Here is an 18,157-nt window from a genome sequence, read left to right as displayed (position 1 = left end):
TCACCCAATGACTACGCTTCCCGCTGGAGGCGGCCTTGAGGGGGGCCTGGAGGGGGCGGGGTGGCGACGAGCGAGACGACGGTGGGGGCCCGTCATTGGCTGCGCGGCGGGGACGCCGTGATGGCCACCGCCCTGGCGATGATCGCCGTACAGCTCGTGTGGAAGTCCGGTCTCGTGCGGCGTACGTACTTCCGCCAGGACGACTTCACCTTCATCGCCCGCGGCCTGGAGCACGACCTGACGTGGGACTACCTCATGCGGGTCGACTACGGCCACCTGGTCCCCGGCCCGTTCGCGATCCAGTGGGCGATGGGCCGCCTGGGCGTCTACAACGACGTCCTCGCGCACGTCGTGACGATCACCCTGTTGGGCGCGGCGGGCCTGGCCCTGCTGCGGCTGCTGCGCCTGCTGTTCGGGGCGCGCCCGGCCATCCTGGTGCCGCTGGCGTTCTACCTGCTGACGCCGATGACGATCTCCTCGCTGTCGTGGTGGGCGGTGGTGATCGAGACGCTGCCGTTCCAGATCGCGCTGCCGATGGCGCTGTGCTCGCACGTCCTCTACACCAGGACGGGCCGCTTCAGGCACGCGCTGGCCGCGGCGGGCTGGACGCTGTTCGCGATGGCGTTCTTCGTCAAGGCGCCGTTCATCCTGCTGCTGGCCGTCGCGCTGAGCGTGGGCTGGCTGGGCTGGAACCGGCGGCGGCAGTGGCCGGCCCTGCTGCTGTACGCGGGCCTGCTCGCCGGCTACGCGGCCGTCTTCTTCCGCCAGCTTCTCACCTCGGTGCAGCTCACCAACGACACGATCCAGCCCAGCCTGCCGGACGCGGGGCTGGCGGCGAAGTTCGCCTGGACGCTGCTGTCCAGCTCACTGGTGCCGACGTCGCTGGGCGGCCCCTGGCAGTGGCGCCCGATCGGCGAGGACTACGCGATGGCGGGGACCCCGCCCGCGCTGGTCTGGGCCGGGCTCGGCGTCGCGGTGGTCGTGCTGGCGGTCTCGGTGCTCTTCCGGCGGCGGGCCTGGCTGGCGTGGCTGGTGCTGCTCGCCTACTTCGCGCTGGCCGACGTGGTGCCCGTCATGATCGGCCGGATCCAGCAGCTCGGGCCGGACCTGAGCGGGGCCGAGCTGCGCTACGTGTCGTCCACGGCCACGGTCGTGGCGATCGCCATCGGCCTGGCGTTCATCCCGCTCGCCGGTGAGGAACGCCCCTGGCTGCGTGCCTGGCCGCGCCTCAGGTTCGCCTGGCTCCCGCTGGCCGCCGCGATCGCGATCGGCTCGGTCTGGTCGGTCGCGGCGTACGCCCGCCTGCCGTTCGGCGCGGACGTCAAGAGCTACGTCGAGACCGGCAGGCTGGCGCTCAAGCGCGCCCCGGACCACGCGGTCGTGCTGGACACGCACGTGCCCGCCAAGGTCGTCTACCCGATCTTCTTCTACGACTACGCGCTGGCCTCGAAGGTGCTCGGCCCGATCGCGCCGCACCCGGTGACCTGGACCAAGCGCCTCAGCGGTCCGGTACGCAACCCGCTGACCTTCGACCCGCAGGGCCGCCTGCGCCCGGTGAGCATCGACGGGCTGACGATCCCCCAGCCCGCCGGCTGCGAGCCGGTCGGCGCGCGCGAGGTCCGCTTCCGGCTGCCGGCGCGGCTGCCCGAGGGCGAGTGGACGGTCCAGGTCGGCTACCTCAACCCGGCCGCCACCCGACTGTCGGTACGGCTCGGCACCGGGCGGGACGAGGTGGTCGCGGAGAAGGGGTTCGGCTGGACGTTCGCCGCGGTCAAGGGCGGCGGGAGCGAGCTCGTCATCCGTACGGCGGACGGACCGGACGCCTGCCTCGGCGAGATCAAGATCGGCATCCCGAGACCGTGGGCCGACGGGACTCCCAGCCCGCTCCAGCCGGTCACCCCCTGAGCCCCTTCCCCGGGGGGTTTGCTGCCCGTGGAGGGCCGGGCCCCCGAGCCCGGCCCCCGCCGTCATTTACCCGGCTCAGGGTCCCTGGGCAGGCCGAGCATGCGCTCCCCGATGATGTTCAGCTGCACCTCTGTGGTGCCGCCGTAGATGGTCATCGCCCGGGTGGCGAGCACCGCCCGGTTCCAGTAGCCGGCGTCACCGAGCTTCATGTCGGCGGCCACCACGGCCGCGGACCCCAGCAGCTCCACCGCCGACTCCGAGACGTGCTGGGCGTGCGCGGTGGACAGCAGCTTGCGTACCGAGGCGTCCGCACCGGGCTCGGCCCCCGCCAGCTGCTTGAGCGTCACCCGCATCGACAGCGCGTTGATCGAGTGCCCCTCACAGATCACCTGCGCGACCTGGTACGCCTCGACCGGCGACAGCTCCCGCCCGAGCCGGCCTGCCAGCCCGAGCAGGTCCGGCACGGACGCGCCCGTGCCGCCCGACCCCGACGAGAGCGAGACCCGCTCGTTCGACAGCGTGTTGCGGGCGACCTTCCAGCCCTGCCCGACCTCGCCCACGACCAGCTCGTCCGGCACGAACACATCGTCCAGGAAGACCTCGTTGAACAGGTTCTCGCCGGTCATCTCGGTCAGCGGCCGGACCGTGACCCCCGGCGCCTTCATGTCGACCAGGAAGTAGGTGATGCCCTCGTGCTTGGAGCCCTCGGAGGAGTTGCGGGCGATGCAGATGCCCCATTCGGCGACGTGCGCGACCGAGGTCCAGACCTTCTGGCCGTTGAGCTTCCAGCCGCCCTCGACCTTGTCCGCCTTCATCTGCAGCGAGGCCAGGTCGGATCCGGCGCCGGGCTCGGAGAAGAGCTGGCACCAGATCATCTCGCCGCCGAGCGTCTTGAGCAGGAAGCGTTCCTGCTGCTCGGGAGTGCCGTACGAGACGATCGACGGCACCACCCACGCGCCGATGATCATCGCGGGCAGCTTCACCCGCGCGGCCTTGAGCTCCTGGGCGATCAGCACCTGCTCCAGCGGCTTGGCGCCGCGGCCCCACGGCTTGGGCAGGTGCGGCATGACCAGGCCGCGCGCGGCCAGCGCCCGCTTCTGCTCCGTGCCCTCGAGCTCCTTCAGCGAGGCGATCTCCGCGCGGATCGACTCGCGCAGCTCCTCGGCGTCCTCGGGCAGGTCGAGCTCCATCTCGCGCGTGACGCCCTGGAGGGCGAGCGCGGTGACGGTGGCCGCCCACTCGGCCGACGAGCCGAGCAGCGCGCGGATCGTGAGCGCGCGGCGGTAGTAGAGGTGGACGTCGTGCTCGTAGGTGTAGCCAATGCCGCCGAAGGTCTGGATGGCGTCCTTGGCGCACCGCACGGCCGCGTCGGGCGCCATGACGGCGGCGATCGCGGCGGCGTAGTCCAGCTCCTTGCCGTCGGCGCGGGTGGCGTCCCAGACGGTGGCGCGTGCCTGCTCCAGCGCCACGAGCATGCGGGACAGCTTGTGCTTGATGCCCTGGAACTGGCCGATCGGGCGGCCGAACTGGACGCGCACCTTCGCGTAGTCGGCGGCGGCCGTCACGCACCAGGAGGCCAGGCCCGCGGCCTCGGCGCCGAGCAGGATCGCGGCGAGGTTACGCACGTCGGAGCTCTGGACGCCGCCCAGGATGCCCAGGTCGGGCACCAGCACCTCCGACAGCTCCACCTTGGCCACCGGCCTGGTGATGTCGAGGGACTTGATCTCCGTGACGGTGGCGGACGAGGCGTCGATGATGACCCATTCCTCGCCCTCGGACGTGGCAACCGGCAGCACCAGCGCGTCGGCCAGCGAGGCGCCGAGCACGTTCTCGGCCGTGCCGGAGACGATCAGGCCGCCGTCCTCGGTGAGGGTTCCGGTCAGCGAGCCGGTCAGGGCGACCGCGGCGGTGAGCGAGCCGTCGGCGAACGACTCCAGGTGCTCGGGCCGCTTGGAGGCGTTGATCACCGCACTGGCCAGCACCGTCGGCACGTACGGCCCCGGCGCCATCCGCTCGGCCAGCGCCTCGACGGCGACCGCGGCCTCCAGCAGCCCGTAACCGGAGCCGCCGAACTCCTCGGGCAGGTGCAGGCCGAGCAGGCCCTGCTCGGCGAGCCCCGACCAGAACGCGGGACGCCCGTCCGTCCCGGATCGCAGCAGCTCGGCGGGGATGTTCCGCGCCGCCCAGCCGCTCACCGACTCGCGGAGCGCCTCGTGTTCCTCGCTCAACCCGATCGCCATCGCACATCCTCCAGCCAGGCCTGTTATATCCCAGAACCATATTCTAGAGCATGCTTCTGGCTTAGAGGGTCCGTATGTTCAGGACGATCCCGTTCAGGTCACGGTAGTGCGACTTGCCGCTCTGGGGGATCGAGGCGAACAGCATCGCCGGCTTGGTCTTCCCCACGTCGTGGATCGAGATGATGGCCTGCGAGGTCTTCTGCTTGCCCGAGACCGTGTAGGTCACCTTGTAGCCGACCATCCAGCCCTTGCCCACCGGCACCTTCTGCGATCCGGTCCAGGCGATCGTGGCGCCCGCCGGATACTGCGTGCGCAGCGTCCAGTTGACGGCCCTGACGGCGAGGGCGCGGTAGTCGGCGCTCTTGGCCGGCTTGGGCTTCGGGGTGGCGCCGGGGAGCATCGCCGAGCCGATCACGGTGTGCGGGATGGCGACCTTGCCGACGCGCTGGGCGATGGCGAAGGGCGCGAACGACTTGGCCGTCCACGGCAGGCCCAGGCGCGGGTAGCTGATCCCGGTGGCCAGGTCGGAGATGGTGCCGATGGTGAGGGTCGCCGTACCGGCCTGGTCGGGGTACGCGAGGCTCGCCGGCACCTCAGGGAGCACGATCCCGGCCGCCGACGGCTTGGGCGAGGCGGAGCCCCCCGGCACCGGCGAGACCGGGACCACCTGGCGCGGGGGCTGCTGCGTCTCCTTCGGCACGTCACCGGAGAAGATCACGAACACCAGCAGCACGGCCAGGACGGTCGCGATGATGGCGCCGAGCAGGTAGACGGCCTTGATCGGGACGTCACCGATCCGGGCGAGCAGCCCACCCTTGAGGGGCGGGGGCGGCGGTGGGATGGGCGGCAGCGGCTGCACCGGCTGGACCTGGCCGCGCTGGACCGGTGGATGGTCGGGTGGCTGTGGCCGCTCCAGGGGCCGAGGGACCATGACCGTCTCCTCGGCGGGCAGGACGATCTTCCTGAACGGGGTGGTGGGAGAGTCCGAGGAAGGTATCTGGTCGCCGACGTCCGCCATGGCTTTCAGGTTACGTCACGAAGGAGCGGGATAATTCCGCTACTCGCTCGCCAGAATCTAGTTCTGTATGGTCGCGAGCATGAGGGGTTTTTACGAGATCGCCGCCGCCGATGCCGAGCGTCCCGCCCTGCTGGGCCCCGACGGCGCGACATACGGGGAGTTGCTCGCCCGCGCCAACCAGGTCTCCCACGGCCTGACCGCGCGCGGGGTGGCGCCCGGCGACTCGGTGGTGACCGTGCTCAGGAACGGGCTGGACGCCCTGACCATGATGCTCGCGACGTACCAGATCGGGGCCTACCTCGTACCGGTCAACTGGCACTTCACCGACGAGGAGATCGCCTACATCGTGGCCGACTGCGGCGCGAAGGCCGTGGTCTCCCCCGGCGCGCTCACCGTCGGCGAGCTGGCGGCCGGTCAGCCGGGCACCGCGCCGGAGCACCGGCGGGCCGGGTCGATGATGCTCTACACCTCCGGCACGACGGGGCGGCCCAAAGGCGTACGCCGGCGGCTGCTGCCCCTGACGCCCGAGGAGCTGTACCCGATCCTCATGCGCAAGAGCTGGCGGCACTTCGGGCTACCGGTCGGCGGGGTGCACCTGGTGTGCTCGCAGCTGTACCACTCGGCGCCGTACGGGCAGGCGATGATGGCGCTGCAGCTCGGACACTCGATCGTGGCGCCGGAGCGGTTCGACGCCGCCGAGACGCTGCGGCTGGTGGAGCGGCACCGGGTGACGAACGCGTTCATGGTGCCCACGATGTTCCACCGGCTGCTGGCCGTACCGGATCGGGAGGAGTACGACCTCTCATCGCTGACGCACCTCTACCACGGCGCGGCGCCGTGCCCGCCCGCGACCAAGCAGGCCATGATCGACTGGCTCGGGCCGGTGCTGTGGGAGTACTACGGCTCCACCGAGGCGGCCGTGGCCACCATGGTGTCGTCGCGGGAGTGGCTGGCCAGGCCGGGCACGGTCGGCAGGGCGCTCGACGGCATGACGTTCACGATCGTGAGCGATGAGGGCGAGGAGGTGGCGCCCGGGGAGCCGGGCCTGGTCTACATCGGCGGCGTGAACCGCTTCGAGTACCACGGCGACCCCGGCAAGACGGCCGCCGCCATGCGCGGGCCCGCCTACACTCCCGGCGACATCGGCTACCTGGACGAGGAGGGCTACCTGTTCCTGCTCGACCGCAGAACCGACCTGATCATCTCGGGCGGCGTCAACATCTATCCCGCCGAGATCGAGGCGGCGCTGCTCGAACACCCCTCCGTGGCCGACGTCGCGGTGATCGGCGTACCTGACCCCGAGTGGGGCCAGCGGGTCGTCGCCCTAGTCCAGCCCGCCGAGGGAGCCGACACCGGCGATCTCACCGCCGAGCTGATGCGGCACTGCGCGCCGCGACTGGCCAAGCTCAAGCATCCGCGCGTCATCGAGTTCCGCGACGCGCTGCCGCGTACGCCCACCGGCAAGCTGAGCAGACGTAACGTCCGCGAGGCGTATCTTTCCAGCTGACCGGGGCAGTAGCTCTGCATGAGCAAGGCCGTCGTCGCGATCGTCGCCGCCACGCTGCTGGTCGCCTGCTCAGGACCGTCGGCCACCGATGCGGCCCGCTCGACGACGCCCACGGCCTGGCCGTCTTCCCAGACGCCCGCCGCCCAGGAGTCCGCGCCGCCATTGGAAGCGTCCTACGAGCGCGTCATCAAGCAGGCGCTCCCGTCGATCGTGCAGATCACCACCGATGAGGTGCTCGGCTCGGGCATCGTGTACGACTCGGCGGGACACATCCTGACCAACGCGCACGTCGTGGGCGGCGCGAAGCAGATGACCGTGACGCTGGCCACGGGCAGCAAGTCGCACAGCGCCCGGCTCGTCAAGAGCTTCGGCGGCGGCGACCTGGCGGTCATCAAGGTGGACGACCCGAAGGGGCTGACACCGGCCAGGTTCGGCGACTCGTCGAAGCTCCAGGTCGGCCAGGTGGTGCTCGCCATGGGCAACCCGCTGGGGCTGTCGGGCAGCGCCACCCAGGGGATCATCTCGGCGCTGGGCCGTACCGTGACCGAGCCGCAGGATCCCGACTCGCCCGGCGCCACGATCACCGGCGCCATCCAGACGTCGGCCGCGATCAACCCCGGCAACAGCGGCGGCGGCCTCATCGACCTGTCCGGGCAGGTCATCGGTATCCCGACACTCGCCGCGACAGACCCGGACCTCGGCGGCGGGGCCGCGCCGGGCATCGGTTTCGCGATCCCTATCAACACCGCCAAGGACATAGCCACTCAGATCATCCGCAACGGCAAGGTCACCAACAGCCACCGGGCCGCGCTCGGCATCAGGGGCACTACGGCCATAGAGGACGGCGAGGCCGCCGGGGTCGCCGTGGTCAAGGTCGACAAGGGCAGCGCGGCCGCCAAGGCCAGCATCGGGCCGGGGGACGTGATCATCTCCATCAACGGTCGGAAGACATTGACGATGGCCGCGCTGGCCGAGGTGCTGAGCACGTTCCGGCCGGGACAAAAGGCCAAGGTAGGGGTGGTCAGGCTCAAGGGCTCGACGACGACGATCACGGTGACCTTGGGCGTCCTGCCAGGCGACTGACACCGCATGAGGATGGCCGTCGTTCGAGCGGGAGCTGGCCGCCCGCCGGTTTCTCCTCATCGCTTCGCTGCCGCGACCCCGGTGGTGGCGAGGAGAGTTCGCGCCTGTTCGCGGGCGTGACCGATGGGGTCCGGGAAGATGTTCAGGCCGTGGGCGACGAGCGCTCCTTCGTGAAGCAGCATGAGCGTCCAGCCCAGCTGGGCGCCCCCGCCTGGGGCGATGTTTTCGGCGAGGTCGGTGAACAGGGAGAGCATCCACTCCTTTTGCCCGGTGATGATCGGGTACGCCGGGTGGGACGGATCGCTGATCTCGGCATGGGCGTTGACCATGCTGCACCCCTTGGAACTGTTCTCCGCCGACCACACGCGTGAGGCGTCGAAAACGGCGAGGACGCGCGCCGACGCCGCCGGCTGTGCGGCGTCGAGGTGCTGGGCGAGGAAGGCCCGCCAGCGTTCATCGCGACCCGCGAGGTACTCCACGACGATCTGCTCCTTGGAGCCGAACCGGTCGTAGAGGGTCTTCTTTGTCACCCCGGCCTCGGCGGCGATCAGGTCCACACCGACGGCATGGATGCCGCGCTCGTAGAACAGCCGCGCAGCGGCTTCCAGGACGCGCAGTGCGGCTGGGGTCATCGTGATCCGTCGCGGCTTCTCCACAGTGCCCACAACCCGTCAGTATACCGATCTGTATATTAAGCCGGATGAGTATACCGATCTGTATATTGAAGGGTGAGTCGTGAACCTCCTGCTCTCGATCGCCTTCGTCCTCTGCTGGAGTTCTGGGTTCATCGGGGCCAAGCTCGGCGCGGGAAGTGCGTCCGCGGTCACGATCCTGATGTGGCGATTCCTGCCGCTGACCGTCATCTTGATCGCCGTTGCCGCCACCGTCGCGAGAACGTCGTGGCGGGGCCTCGGGGCGCGGGACGTGGCTCGGCAGGCCGTGATCGGTGTGCTGTCGCAGAGCGGCTATCTGCTCACCGTCTACTACGCGATCCAGCTCGGGGTCTCCAGCGGCACCACCGCTCTGATCGACGGCGTCCAACCCCTCGTCGCCGGGGCACTTGCCGGACCGTTGTTGCGTCATCACGTCTCGCGTAAACAGTGGCTCGGCCTGTGCCTGGGGGTGAGTGGCGTCGCCATCGTCACCATGGCCGATGCCGTGGCCGGCACCGGCGTGGCCTGGTGGGCCTATCTCATACCGTTCCTCGGCATGTTCTCACTGGTAGCGGCCACGTTCCTCGAAGGACGCTCCCCTGCGCGGGTCGCGCCCGCGGTGTCGATGACCGTCCACTGCGCCACCAGTGCCGTCATCTTCACCGCGCTCGCCGTGAGCGCCGGAGCCGCGAAGCCGCCCGCTGAGCTTTCCTTCTGGGCCGCGATCACCTGGCTCATAGCCTTGTCCACCTTCGGCGGGTACGGGCTGTACTGGCTCATCCTGAGGCGATCCGGAGTCACCAAGGTCAACACGCTCATGTTCCTCATGGCCCCGGTCACGGCAGTCTGGGGAGCCCTCATGTTCGGTGAGCCGTTCGGCCCGCAGACCGCTCTCGGGCTGGCCGTCGGCCTCGCGGCAGTCGTCATCGTCTATCGCGGTGACACCCCATCCACCAGGGTGTGTGCGCCGGATACGGACACGGTCGAGGCTTTGAGACCAGCCAAACCCAGCCGCGCCTGGCGTAGGTGACCCAGCGAACCGCGGTGTCGCGGTGCAGGTGATCGGCGCCGGCCCCATCGACTACTGCTTGACGTTGAAGACGAGCTCCACGCGGCGGTTCTTCGCCCGGTTCTGGGCGACGGGCTTGCCGTTGACGATGTTGGGCACCTTCGGGCGGCTCTCGCCGTACCCCTTCGCCTGGAGATTCGCGTTGCCGCTGGTCAGCATGGCGCGCATGGCCTGCTGTACGGCCTGCGCCCGGCGCTGCGACAGCGTGGCGTTGTAGGCGTCGGTGCCCTGGTCGTCGGTGTGCCCCTCGACCTTCACGACACCCCCGGCGCCCTCCGCGTCGATCTTGCGCGCCACTTCCTTGAGCCGCTGTCTCGCCGCCCCGGTCAGCACCCACTTGTCCACCGCGAACAGCACGTCGCTGGTGAGCGCGACCGTGACCTGCTCGCCCTGCTTGGTCTCGCTCTCGGTGCCGTCGAGCGACTCGACCTCGCCGATGATGTCCTCGACGGGAAGCACCAGATCCTCCACCGGGCCGGTGGCGTCGGCGGGCGGAGCGGGGGTCGGCGAAAGCAACAGAGCCAGCGCGACGCTAAGAGATCGGAACATCGGTGAACACGCCCATCATCGGCATCTCGACATTGATCTTCGTGACGTCCGGGGGCGGGGCGGCGAATACCGCGTAGAGCGTGGTGGCGTCGCCGCTGTTCAGGAACTGCCCCTGGGTGCCCGAGCAGACGCACTTCGCGTCCTGGCCCGTACCGTTGCGGGCGACGCGGTAGCGCTTGGCGTTGACCGGGTCGATCAAGGAGACGGCCGACACGGTGTAGTCGAGCGTGCCGCTGCTCATGCCGTTGTGCAGGTTGACCTTGCCGTCGGTGGCGGTGACGGTCCAGTTGAGGCTGATCGTCCTGCCCTGCCGCTTGAGCCCGGTGATGTCGACGCGAGCCTTGCCGTACTGTCCGCCCGCCCCGACCTTGACCTCCCGGCTCGCGATCGCCTTGGCCTCCTGCGCGGGCGCGGTCGGCTGCGCTTCTTGCGCTTCGGCCGGTGCGCTCGCCGTGCTGGCGGCCCGCTCAGGCACCGGGGTCTGTCCCGTCTGCTCCTCGCCGCCGCCGCCCTGCTGGCCAGGGAGCATCCCGCAGCCGGTCAACGCGACGGCCGCGACAGCCAGCGCGATCGTCTTCCGCATGTTCTGATCACCTTTGCCGGTAGGAGTGGAACTCGTGGCCCCGAAGGTAGCCGGGCGACCTTCAGGATCCGCATAGTGGGCTAAATCCCCAGGCCACGACGTCTGTCCAGCTCTTGCGCCAGAAGCTCGACCTCGGCGCTCCGGGGCCCACCAAGGCTGTCAGACTCTCCCATAACACGCGCAAGCCCATCAACAGCAGCATCAACCTCATCAAGGTCTAGATGCGCTTTTATGAGGATAATCAGGGCTTTTGACGCGCTTCTCCGGTCACCGTGCGTCGTGAACGTCACCTCGGCCTGACTCGCCAGCCTGGCCGCCGCCTCCGGATCGCCCTCGGCACTGGCGATGTCGGCCAGCACGAGCAGCCCGGCCGCCTCCGGCAGCCGGTCGCCCAGGCGCCGGTTGATCCTTATCCGCCGCTCGGCGCAGTCGCGGGCCCGTGCGTAGCGGTGGGCTCCGAGGTGCAGCCGGGCCAGGTCGAGCAGCGCTTCGGCCGCGCCGCGCGGGTCGCCCAACTCCTCGTACGCCTCCAGGCTCCGGTCGACCAACCCCAGGTCTCCGCGTACGACGCCCAGCGCCCGGAGCGCGTCGGCCGTGCCACGCCGATCACCGGCCTCCTCGAACACATGCAGGCACCTGACCAGCGCACGTTCCGCCTCGACCGGCCGCCGCTCCACCAGACCGAGCCGCAGCATGATCCGGGCCAGTTCCAGGCCCTCGACCAGCGGCTGAGCAGCCCTCAGCGCGGCCGCGGCCGACTCGGGACGGCCCTCCACCCGATGGAGATCGGCCAGACCACGTAACAGCAGCGCCTCACCCTCCCGATGCCCGGCCGCCCGCGCCGCGTCGAGACCGGTGGCGGCGGTGACGTGCCAGTCGTCGTGATGCGCCCCCAGCTCGAACAGCGGAGTCAGATAGAAGGCCAACCGCCAGGCCGCCTCGTGCAAACCAGCCCGGTGAAAATCGCCCACGGTCGCCACGAGAAACCGGCGTTCGGCACTCAGCCACCGAGCGTCCGCCCGCAACCGCCCAGTCTCGAACGCCCACCCACCGGTCAGCCCCCACCCGCCCGTCGCCCCGGGACCCGGCTCTCCCACCCAACCCGGACCACCGTCCGGTCCACGCTCTCTAGCCTCACCCGGCCCCGACCCCAGCCCACGCTCCCCCGCCCCGCGTGAACCGGACCCCAGCCCACGCTCCCCCGCCCAGCCCAGGCCAACGCCAAGCTCCCGCTCTCCTGCCCGCCACGGATCGGCCGCCAGGGCCTGGTCTTCGGTGTGGGCCAGGGTGCGGCCCGAGCCGGGTTCGGCGGGGAGGAGGGCCGTCCTCGCATGGCGGGTCCGGTTGAGGATCTCGCCCGCGATTTCGGCCAGGACCGCTGCCGGGCCTCCGTCCTCGGCGGTCAGGCGTTCGGCGGCGTACAGCCGGGTCAGGTCGTGCCAGCCGTACCGCTCACCGCCGGACTCGTCCAAGCCGAGCGACTGGAGCAGCCCCGCCTCGGCCAGCGGCTCCAGATCGGCACCGAGCGCCCAGGAGGCGAAGTCGGGCGCGGACAGTGCGCCCAGCCTGCGCAGCAGCCGACGTTCGGAGTCGGCCAGCCCGTGGTAGCCGAGTGCCAGGCTGCCGCGTACGGCCAGGTCGCCCGCGCTCAGCTCATCCAACCGCCGCCGCTCGTCGCCCAGCCGTCCGGCCAGGTGGTCGAGGGTCCAGCCTGGCTTCCTGGCCAGGCGAGATCCGGCGATGCGCAGGGCCAGCGGCAGACCACCGCAGAGCCGCACAATCCGGTCTGCGGCCGCAGGCTCGGCGCCGACCCGTTCGCGACCCACCACCTCGGCGAGCATGGCCACGGCCTCGGCGGGTTCGAAAACCCCCAGCTCGTACGCCCTGGCCGCCTCCAGCCCCGCCAACGGGGACCGGCTGGTCACGAGCGTCAGGCTGCCCGGACCGGTGGGGAGCAGCGGGCGTACCTGGGCCTCGTCCGTGGCGTCGTCGAGCACCACGAGCAGGCTGCGGGCCGCCGTCATGCCGCGATATAGCCGTACACGCTCCTCGAACGCGGCAGGCACGGCACCATCGGGACAGCCCAGGGACCGGAGCAGGTCCTCCAGCACGGCGCCGGGCTGCCGGTCGCGGAGCGACGCGTAGAGACGGCCGCCCGGGAGGTCGATCATGGTCGCGGCACGCACAGCCACGGCGGACTTACCGCACCCCGGCGGCCCATGTACGACGAGGTGCACGGGAGCACCTCCCCGCTCACCACCCCCTTGCGCCGGCACGCGGGTGACGATCCAGTCGAGGACGGCCCGGCGTCCCGTGAAATCCGAAATATCCGGCGGGGCCTCGCTCTTCACCGGCGCACGCTGCTGCGGTCCCTCGCTCGACAGCACGCGCTGGTGCGCCTCGATCAGCTCGGTGCCCGGTTCCAAGCCGAGCTCGTCCACCAGCACCCGGCGCGCCTCCTGGTAGGCCGCCAGTGCCTCCGCTCGCCGTCCGGCCTGGCGCAGCGCGTCGAGCAGCAGCGCCCAGGCCCGCTCGCGCAGTGGGTACGCGCCGACGAGCGCCCGCAACTCGCCGACCACCTCACCGCCCCTGCCCAACCGCAGGTCCAGCTCCACACGTTCTTCGAGCGCGGTCAGGCGGAGCTCTTCCAGGGGTACGGCGTGCTTTCTGCGCAGGTACGAGGACTCGATATCTGCCATGGCGTCCCCTCGCCACAGCGCCAGCGCCGCCCGGAACCCCTCGGTCGCCGCTTCGGCCCTGCCCGCCTCCCTCGCCCGCCGCGCCTCGCCGACGAGCCGCTCGAACCGGTGGCAGTCGACCGCATCCGGCTCCACCTCGATCAGGTAGCCACCGGGCACGGTCCTGATGCCGTCGACGAGCTTGCGGAGCGCGCTGATGTACACCCTGAGCACCGACTCCGCAGAAGCCGGCGGCCGGTCGTCCCAGACCACGGCCATCAGCCGCTCGATCGGCACCACCCGACCGGCGGAGACCAGCAGCGCGGCCAACACCGCCCGATGCTTCGCCGGCCCCGGCCCCGACCCCGACTGCACCCCAGAGCCCGGCCCGGACGGCGGCCGTGGCACCGCCTTAGAACCCAGCCCGGACAGCGACTCCAGCTGCGGCCCAGAACCCGGCCCGAACAGCGGCCCCGACCGCGACCCAGAATCCGGACCCGGCTCCGGCTCGGTTTCGACCCGCAGTGGCCCCAGTAGCCGGAACCGGATGGGGTCGTGCCCCTTCTCGCCGGGCGGTGCCGGGAATTTCGGCATTTGGGGGGCTTAGTCCTTCGTGCGGTCGATGGCGAACGACTCGAAGCGTACGCGCAGCGCCTCCCCGGCGTCCGGAGCCACCTGAACCCCGGCCGCCCCCGGCCCGAGCGGATCGTTCACATCGGACACCTCGGCGACGAGCTTCTCGTTCACCCACATCCGCAGCGTCACCCCAGCAGAGTCGCTGGGACCGGCACACTCGGCGACGATCCGGCCGCCCCTGGCCGGCGCCGCACCACTCAGAGCCGCCGGACCGTACAGAGGCGTGCCCTTCTGCCCAGTACGGCGCTTGACGATCGTGACCTGCCCCGAGCCGCTCACCCCGAAGTCGTAGCGGTCCCCCGAGCTCGCCGAGCCGTGGCACCACACACCGTACTCACCGGACCCCTGCTCAAGCCGCGCCTTCGCGCTCACCACCACCCCACCGGACGGCTCCGGCACGGGCGCGGACTTCCACAGCCGCCAGCCCGGCTTGGCGGTCAGCAGGTAGTCGCTCCCGGCGACCCGCGCGTCCCCGCCATCGGACGCCCCGGTCGCCCACGAGTCGCCGAACCCCGCCGCGTACGGCCACGACGGCGACCACACCCGAGGCACCACCACGACCCCCGCCACCACAGCGGCCAGGACAGCGACCGCCCCCGCCACCCAGGGCCACCGACGCCGCGCCACGCCACCACGTCCACCACGTCCACCACCGGCGAGGCTCACACCGGCAGCAGCCTGGACGGGCGCGTCTTCGACCGCTGCGACCAAGCCACGCCCTTCGACCGCCCCGACGCGCTCCCCACCGCGGGTGCCAAAGCCCGCCGGCTGCTCCTCGGTCGAACCGCGAGAACCGAAGTCCGCCGGCTGCTCCACGGTCGAACCGCGAGGACCCAAGTCCGCCGGCTGCTCCTCCGTCGAACCGCGAGGACCGAACGCCGCCGGCTGCTCCGCGGTCAGGCCGCGAGGGCCGGTCCAGGTACGTTCGACGACCTGAGTGGCCGTGGCCGGGCTGAGCTGCCTGCCGCCCGTCAGGGACTCCAGCAGTTGCCGGGCCGTGGGGCGGAGGCGTGGATCCCTGGCCATCGCCCGCTCCACCACACCCCGCATGCCCGCGTCGAGCCCGTCCAGCCGTGGCCCCTCGTTGACGATCCGGTACAGCACCTCGGCCGGCGACCCGCCCCCGAACGGCAGCCGCCCGGTCCCCGCGAAGGCGATCACCCCGCCCCACGCGTACACGTCGGCGGCCGGCCCGAGCGACTCCCCGCGTACCTGCTCGGGCGCCATGAACGCGGGCGTCCCCAGGATCGCCTGGCTGGCCTGGCTGTCGGCCTCGACCAGCTGTGCGATGCCGAAGTCGATCACGCGCGGACCGAGCGGCGAGAGCAGTACGTTCGACGGCTTGAGGTCCCGGTGGACGACTCCGGCGCCATGGATCGCACCGAGCGCGGTCGCGATGCCCACCGCCAGCGCTTCCAGGTCGGACCCGGACAACGGCCCCTGTTCCCGTACGGCCTTCGCCAGATCCGGCCCTTTTACGTATTCGGTGACGAGATAGGCGACATCCCCATCTATCCCGGCGTCCAGCACCGGGGCCGTACAGAATCTGGCCACCCGGCGAGCCGCGGCCACCTCGCGTGCGAACCGCCGCCGGAACGCGGGATCGCGGGCCAGCTCGGGATGGATCACCTTGACCGCGGCCAGGCCACCGGTGGGCGTGGTGGCGAGATGCACCTCGCCCATGCCACCCCGGCCGAGCACACGCCGCAGCACGTACCCGCCTATGACCCGCTCACCACTCATCGCAGACACACTAGCCAGGGTCAGCGCACATTCCCGATGCCGCCCACCTCCAGGACCGGGTCAGTCCGGGCCCGCGACCATGAGGAATGTCGTCAACGCGGTGAGTATGAGCAACACCACGCCGACCAGCACCAGACCGAAGGCCAGCAGAGGCTCCGGCGGGCCGGTCCGTTCTCGCGAGCCTTCCGAATCCGTTTCCACGGCCGACAAACTAACACCTGACAGCGAAGGTGACAAAGAATGTCAGGCAGCGCAGGCGGCAAAACCAGGAAAAAGGTCGCCGAATAACGATGAGTTTCTTCACCGCAACCGCACCCAAGCTTTCTTTACCGCAGCCAGCGCAAAAGAATGGACAATGCGCAATAGTCACCTAGTCGTCCTGGACGCTGCGGCCTTCCGTACGGGCGATGGCGATCGTGCCGGTCGAGCCGCGCAGGCCGAAGCCGTACCGGTACTGCTGCCGTGCCTGCGGCGTCGCGAGCATGTCACCGATGGAGGCGGTGCCCAGCCGGCGCCATGTCCCGCCGCTCTCGGCGTAGGAGGTGATCCTTTCGCCGGACAGCATCAGGGCGAAGCGGTCGCCCTGCTTGAGAGTCAGTGGCGCCGAGCCCGGGGTGCTGACGAAGGCGCCGTCCATTTGGACTTCGAGCCCCGATTCCTTGCGGGTGTTGTTGTACCAGGCGGTCACGTAGCTGTTGCCGTTCTTCACCCACCCCACGAAGAGGCTGTCCTCCGGCTGCCCGGTGTTCGCGAACGTGCCCGCCGTCAGCACGCTGACGGCCGCGCCGGAGGACGGCAGGCCGCTCTCCCCGGCGACCAGGCCGAAGAACGGTGCCGATCCGGTCCCGGAGAACCGGCCGCCCCCAGCCCTGATCACGGGCATGGCCTCGTCGTTGTTCTGCTGGAAGGTGGCGTACTGCCGGGAGGTGTCCTTGCCGAACTGGTCGGCGACATCGACGTGCGAGAACGTCGCGAGGTTGAAGGGCCCGTCCTGCTGCCCGCCGCCCGAGGCGCTGAGCCAGTGCGGCACGACCAGCACCGCGGCCGTCACGGCCGCCGCCGTGAGCACGGCGGCCACCGCGATCAGCGCCCCTCGCGGACGCTTACGGGATGATCCTGGATGTACGGCCCTGCCCGACGGCGAGGTCGCCCCGCGCTCCGGGTCCCCGCTGGACGGCGAGGCCGGTCCGCACTCCGGGCCCCCGCCGACGGGCCGGAACGGCGCTTCGCCCATCGGGCCCGCCTGGACGGCGCCCATCGGACTCGCCTGGGCGGCCGGTTCGACGAGCGTGTGCCCGTTGGCCGGCGTCGCCGAATGCCGCCCGCGTGCGGGTGGGCCCGCGTTCTCGCCGGTGAGGTCGCTCAGCAGCCGGGCGGCGTCCGGGCGGGCCGACGGATCCTTGGCCAGGCACGCGATCACCAGCGGCCGCAGCGGAGCGGGTACGCCCGCGACGTCGGGCCGGCCGGACATGATGCCGTGCAGCACCGCCGGGACGGCCTGCCCGGGAAAGGCCAGCCGCCCGGTCGCGGCGAAGACCATCGTTCCGGCCCAGGAGAACATGTCGGAGGCCGGGGTGAGCGGCTGGTCGCTGAGCTGTTCCGGCGACATGTAGGCGGGCGTGCCGGTCAGCTGGGTGTTGCTCGTCATGTGGTCGAGAGCGCGGGCGATGCCGAAGTCGATCACCACCGGTCCTTCCGGCCCGAGGATCACGTTGCCCGGTTTGAAGTCACGGTGCACGATCCCGGCCCGGTGGATCGAGGCCAGCGCGGTCAGCGTACTGACCGCCAGCCGCTCCAGCCCGCTGCCGGTACGCGGGCCGTCGTTCTTGACCAGCGCGTCGAGCGAGGGCCCAGGTACGTACTCGCTGATGATGTACGGCCGTTCGTCCACCATCCCCGTGCCGATGACCCGGGCCGTACAGAAGGCGGCGACGCTCGCCGCCACCTCCGCCTCGCGCAGGAACCGGCGCCGGATCTCGGGATCGGCCGCCAGCCGGGAGTGCAGCACCTTGATGGCCACCGGCGCCTGCCCCGGTGACTGCCCGAGATAGACCGTGCCCTGGCCACCCTCCCCCAGCACCGCCGAGATCCGATGGTCACCGATGCGTTCCGGCTCCTTGAAACCCAGCGCACGAGGAACCGTCACCGTCCACCCCGCTAAGATCGGATGATCCCCCAAAGCCGCGCCCAGGCTAACGCCCGCCCTCACACCAGCGCCGGGGAACACCGACATTTACCGCTTTAAATCGGTTTTCCGCTTTCCGCGGTTTCAGTACACTCGCCCGGAAACGTGGCACGCATTGACGAGTGAGGGGAGCCGGCCGTGCACAGCACCAGCAACAGCACCAGCACCAGCACCGCCTCGGTCATCCCCACGTCTCGCTACGAGGTGATCCTGGTGTCTTCGTCCGCCCGGCGTCGGCTGCGCGGCCGGCACTGGACGTCCTGACGAACACCTGATCAGCCCTTTCCTTTCGGAATCGAACAAACATC

The 18,157-nt window shown here is 70.6% G+C and carries 14 protein-coding genes; 5 read left to right on the top strand and 9 right to left on the bottom strand.

Annotation, left to right across the window (positions count from 1 at the left end):
- Positions 1-60 precede the first annotated feature (60 nt).
- Positions 61-1,905 carry a hypothetical protein gene (locus AB0B61_RS45760; RefSeq protein ID WP_358446615.1) on the top strand — a complete coding sequence of 615 codons (1,845 nt, stop codon included), beginning with the start codon at positions 61-63 and terminating at the stop codon, positions 1,903-1,905.
- A gap of 62 nt (positions 1,906-1,967) precedes the next feature.
- On the opposite strand, the gene AB0B61_RS45755 is transcribed toward AB0B61_RS45760, so the two are convergent.
- Positions 1,968-4,145 carry an acyl-CoA dehydrogenase gene (locus AB0B61_RS45755; RefSeq protein WP_358446613.1) on the bottom strand — a complete coding sequence of 726 codons (2,178 nt, stop codon included), beginning with the start codon at positions 4,143-4,145 and terminating at the stop codon, positions 1,968-1,970.
- 61 nt (positions 4,146-4,206) lie between these two features.
- Entirely contained in the window at positions 4,207-5,163 is a 957-nt protein-coding gene (locus tag AB0B61_RS45750; RefSeq protein ID WP_358446610.1) for a hypothetical protein, read from the bottom strand.
- 79 nt (positions 5,164-5,242) lie between these two features.
- Here AB0B61_RS45750 and AB0B61_RS45745 point away from each other — a divergent pair, with 79 nt between their 5' ends.
- On the top strand, positions 5,243-6,670 hold the full coding sequence (locus tag AB0B61_RS45745) for an AMP-binding protein (RefSeq protein WP_358446607.1): 1,428 nt from the start codon (positions 5,243-5,245) through the stop codon (positions 6,668-6,670).
- Between the two features lie 18 nt (positions 6,671-6,688).
- Positions 6,689-7,753, top strand: coding sequence for a trypsin-like peptidase domain-containing protein (locus AB0B61_RS45740; RefSeq protein WP_358446604.1), 1,065 nt, complete (start codon positions 6,689-6,691; stop codon positions 7,751-7,753).
- A gap of 56 nt (positions 7,754-7,809) precedes the next feature.
- On the opposite strand, the gene AB0B61_RS45735 is transcribed toward AB0B61_RS45740, so the two are convergent.
- Complete coding sequence (locus tag AB0B61_RS45735; RefSeq protein WP_358446601.1) at positions 7,810-8,418, bottom strand: helix-turn-helix domain-containing protein; 609 nt, start codon at positions 8,416-8,418, stop codon at positions 7,810-7,812.
- A gap of 70 nt (positions 8,419-8,488) precedes the next feature.
- Here AB0B61_RS45735 and AB0B61_RS45730 point away from each other — a divergent pair, with 70 nt between their 5' ends.
- The gene (locus AB0B61_RS45730; protein ID WP_358446598.1) at positions 8,489-9,436 is read left to right on the top strand and encodes a DMT family transporter; all 948 of its coding nucleotides are present in this window, start codon (positions 8,489-8,491) and stop codon (positions 9,434-9,436) included.
- A gap of 51 nt (positions 9,437-9,487) precedes the next feature.
- Here the strand turns inward: AB0B61_RS45730 and AB0B61_RS45725 are convergent, their stop codons facing one another.
- From AB0B61_RS45725 to AB0B61_RS45700, 6 genes are all read right to left on the bottom strand, one after another.
- Positions 9,488-9,991, bottom strand: a complete 504-nt coding sequence (locus tag AB0B61_RS45725) for an OmpA family protein (protein WP_358446595.1) — start codon at positions 9,989-9,991, stop codon at positions 9,488-9,490.
- A 16-nt stretch (positions 9,992-10,007) separates the two neighbouring features.
- Positions 10,008-10,607, bottom strand: coding sequence for a hypothetical protein (locus AB0B61_RS45720; RefSeq protein WP_358446592.1), 600 nt, complete (start codon positions 10,605-10,607; stop codon positions 10,008-10,010).
- A gap of 80 nt (positions 10,608-10,687) precedes the next feature.
- A complete protein-coding gene (locus tag AB0B61_RS45715; RefSeq protein WP_358446589.1) occupies positions 10,688-13,879 on the bottom strand; it encodes a BTAD domain-containing putative transcriptional regulator in 3,192 nt (1,063 codons plus the stop codon).
- Positions 13,880-13,888: 9 nt separating this feature from the next.
- Positions 13,889-15,664 carry a serine/threonine-protein kinase gene (locus AB0B61_RS45710; RefSeq protein ID WP_358446586.1) on the bottom strand — a complete coding sequence of 592 codons (1,776 nt, stop codon included), beginning with the start codon at positions 15,662-15,664 and terminating at the stop codon, positions 13,889-13,891.
- A gap of 60 nt (positions 15,665-15,724) precedes the next feature.
- Positions 15,725-15,865 carry a hypothetical protein gene (locus tag AB0B61_RS45705; protein WP_358446584.1) on the bottom strand — a complete coding sequence of 47 codons (141 nt, stop codon included), beginning with the start codon at positions 15,863-15,865 and terminating at the stop codon, positions 15,725-15,727.
- A gap of 169 nt (positions 15,866-16,034) precedes the next feature.
- Positions 16,035-17,810 carry a serine/threonine-protein kinase gene (locus tag AB0B61_RS45700; RefSeq protein ID WP_358446581.1) on the bottom strand — a complete coding sequence of 592 codons (1,776 nt, stop codon included), beginning with the start codon at positions 17,808-17,810 and terminating at the stop codon, positions 16,035-16,037.
- Between the two features lie 177 nt (positions 17,811-17,987).
- On the opposite strand from AB0B61_RS45700, the gene AB0B61_RS45695 reads away from it, so the two are divergent.
- Positions 17,988-18,113: a hypothetical protein gene (locus AB0B61_RS45695; RefSeq protein ID WP_358446579.1), complete on the top strand. Its 126-nt coding sequence runs from the start codon at positions 17,988-17,990 to the stop codon at positions 18,111-18,113.
- Positions 18,114-18,157: the final 44 nt, after the last annotated feature.

Source organism: Nonomuraea sp. NPDC049158, from assembly GCF_040648335.1.
Taxonomy (GTDB): Bacteria; Actinomycetota; Actinomycetes; order Streptosporangiales; family Streptosporangiaceae; genus Nonomuraea.
This window is presented reverse-complemented; position numbering and strand designations above follow the sequence as displayed.

Excerpts from the sequence above, each read along its gene's own strand:
- AB0B61_RS45745 (WP_358446607.1), top strand. The coding sequence starts at position 5,243 with ATGAGGGGTTTTTACGAGATCGCCGCCGCCGATGCCGAGCGTCCCGCC.
- AB0B61_RS45710 (WP_358446586.1), bottom strand. The coding sequence starts at position 15,664 with ATGAGTGGTGAGCGGGTCATAGGCGGGTACGTGCTGCGGCGTGTGCTC.
- AB0B61_RS45750 (WP_358446610.1), bottom strand. The coding sequence starts at position 5,163 with ATGGCGGACGTCGGCGACCAGATACCTTCCTCGGACTCTCCCACCACC.
- AB0B61_RS45715 (WP_358446589.1), bottom strand. The coding sequence starts at position 13,879 with ATGCCGAAATTCCCGGCACCGCCCGGCGAGAAGGGGCACGACCCCATC.
- AB0B61_RS45740 (WP_358446604.1), top strand. The coding sequence starts at position 6,689 with ATGAGCAAGGCCGTCGTCGCGATCGTCGCCGCCACGCTGCTGGTCGCC.
- AB0B61_RS45755 (WP_358446613.1), bottom strand. The coding sequence starts at position 4,145 with ATGGCGATCGGGTTGAGCGAGGAACACGAGGCGCTCCGCGAGTCGGTG.
- AB0B61_RS45720 (WP_358446592.1), bottom strand. The coding sequence starts at position 10,607 with ATGCGGAAGACGATCGCGCTGGCTGTCGCGGCCGTCGCGTTGACCGGC.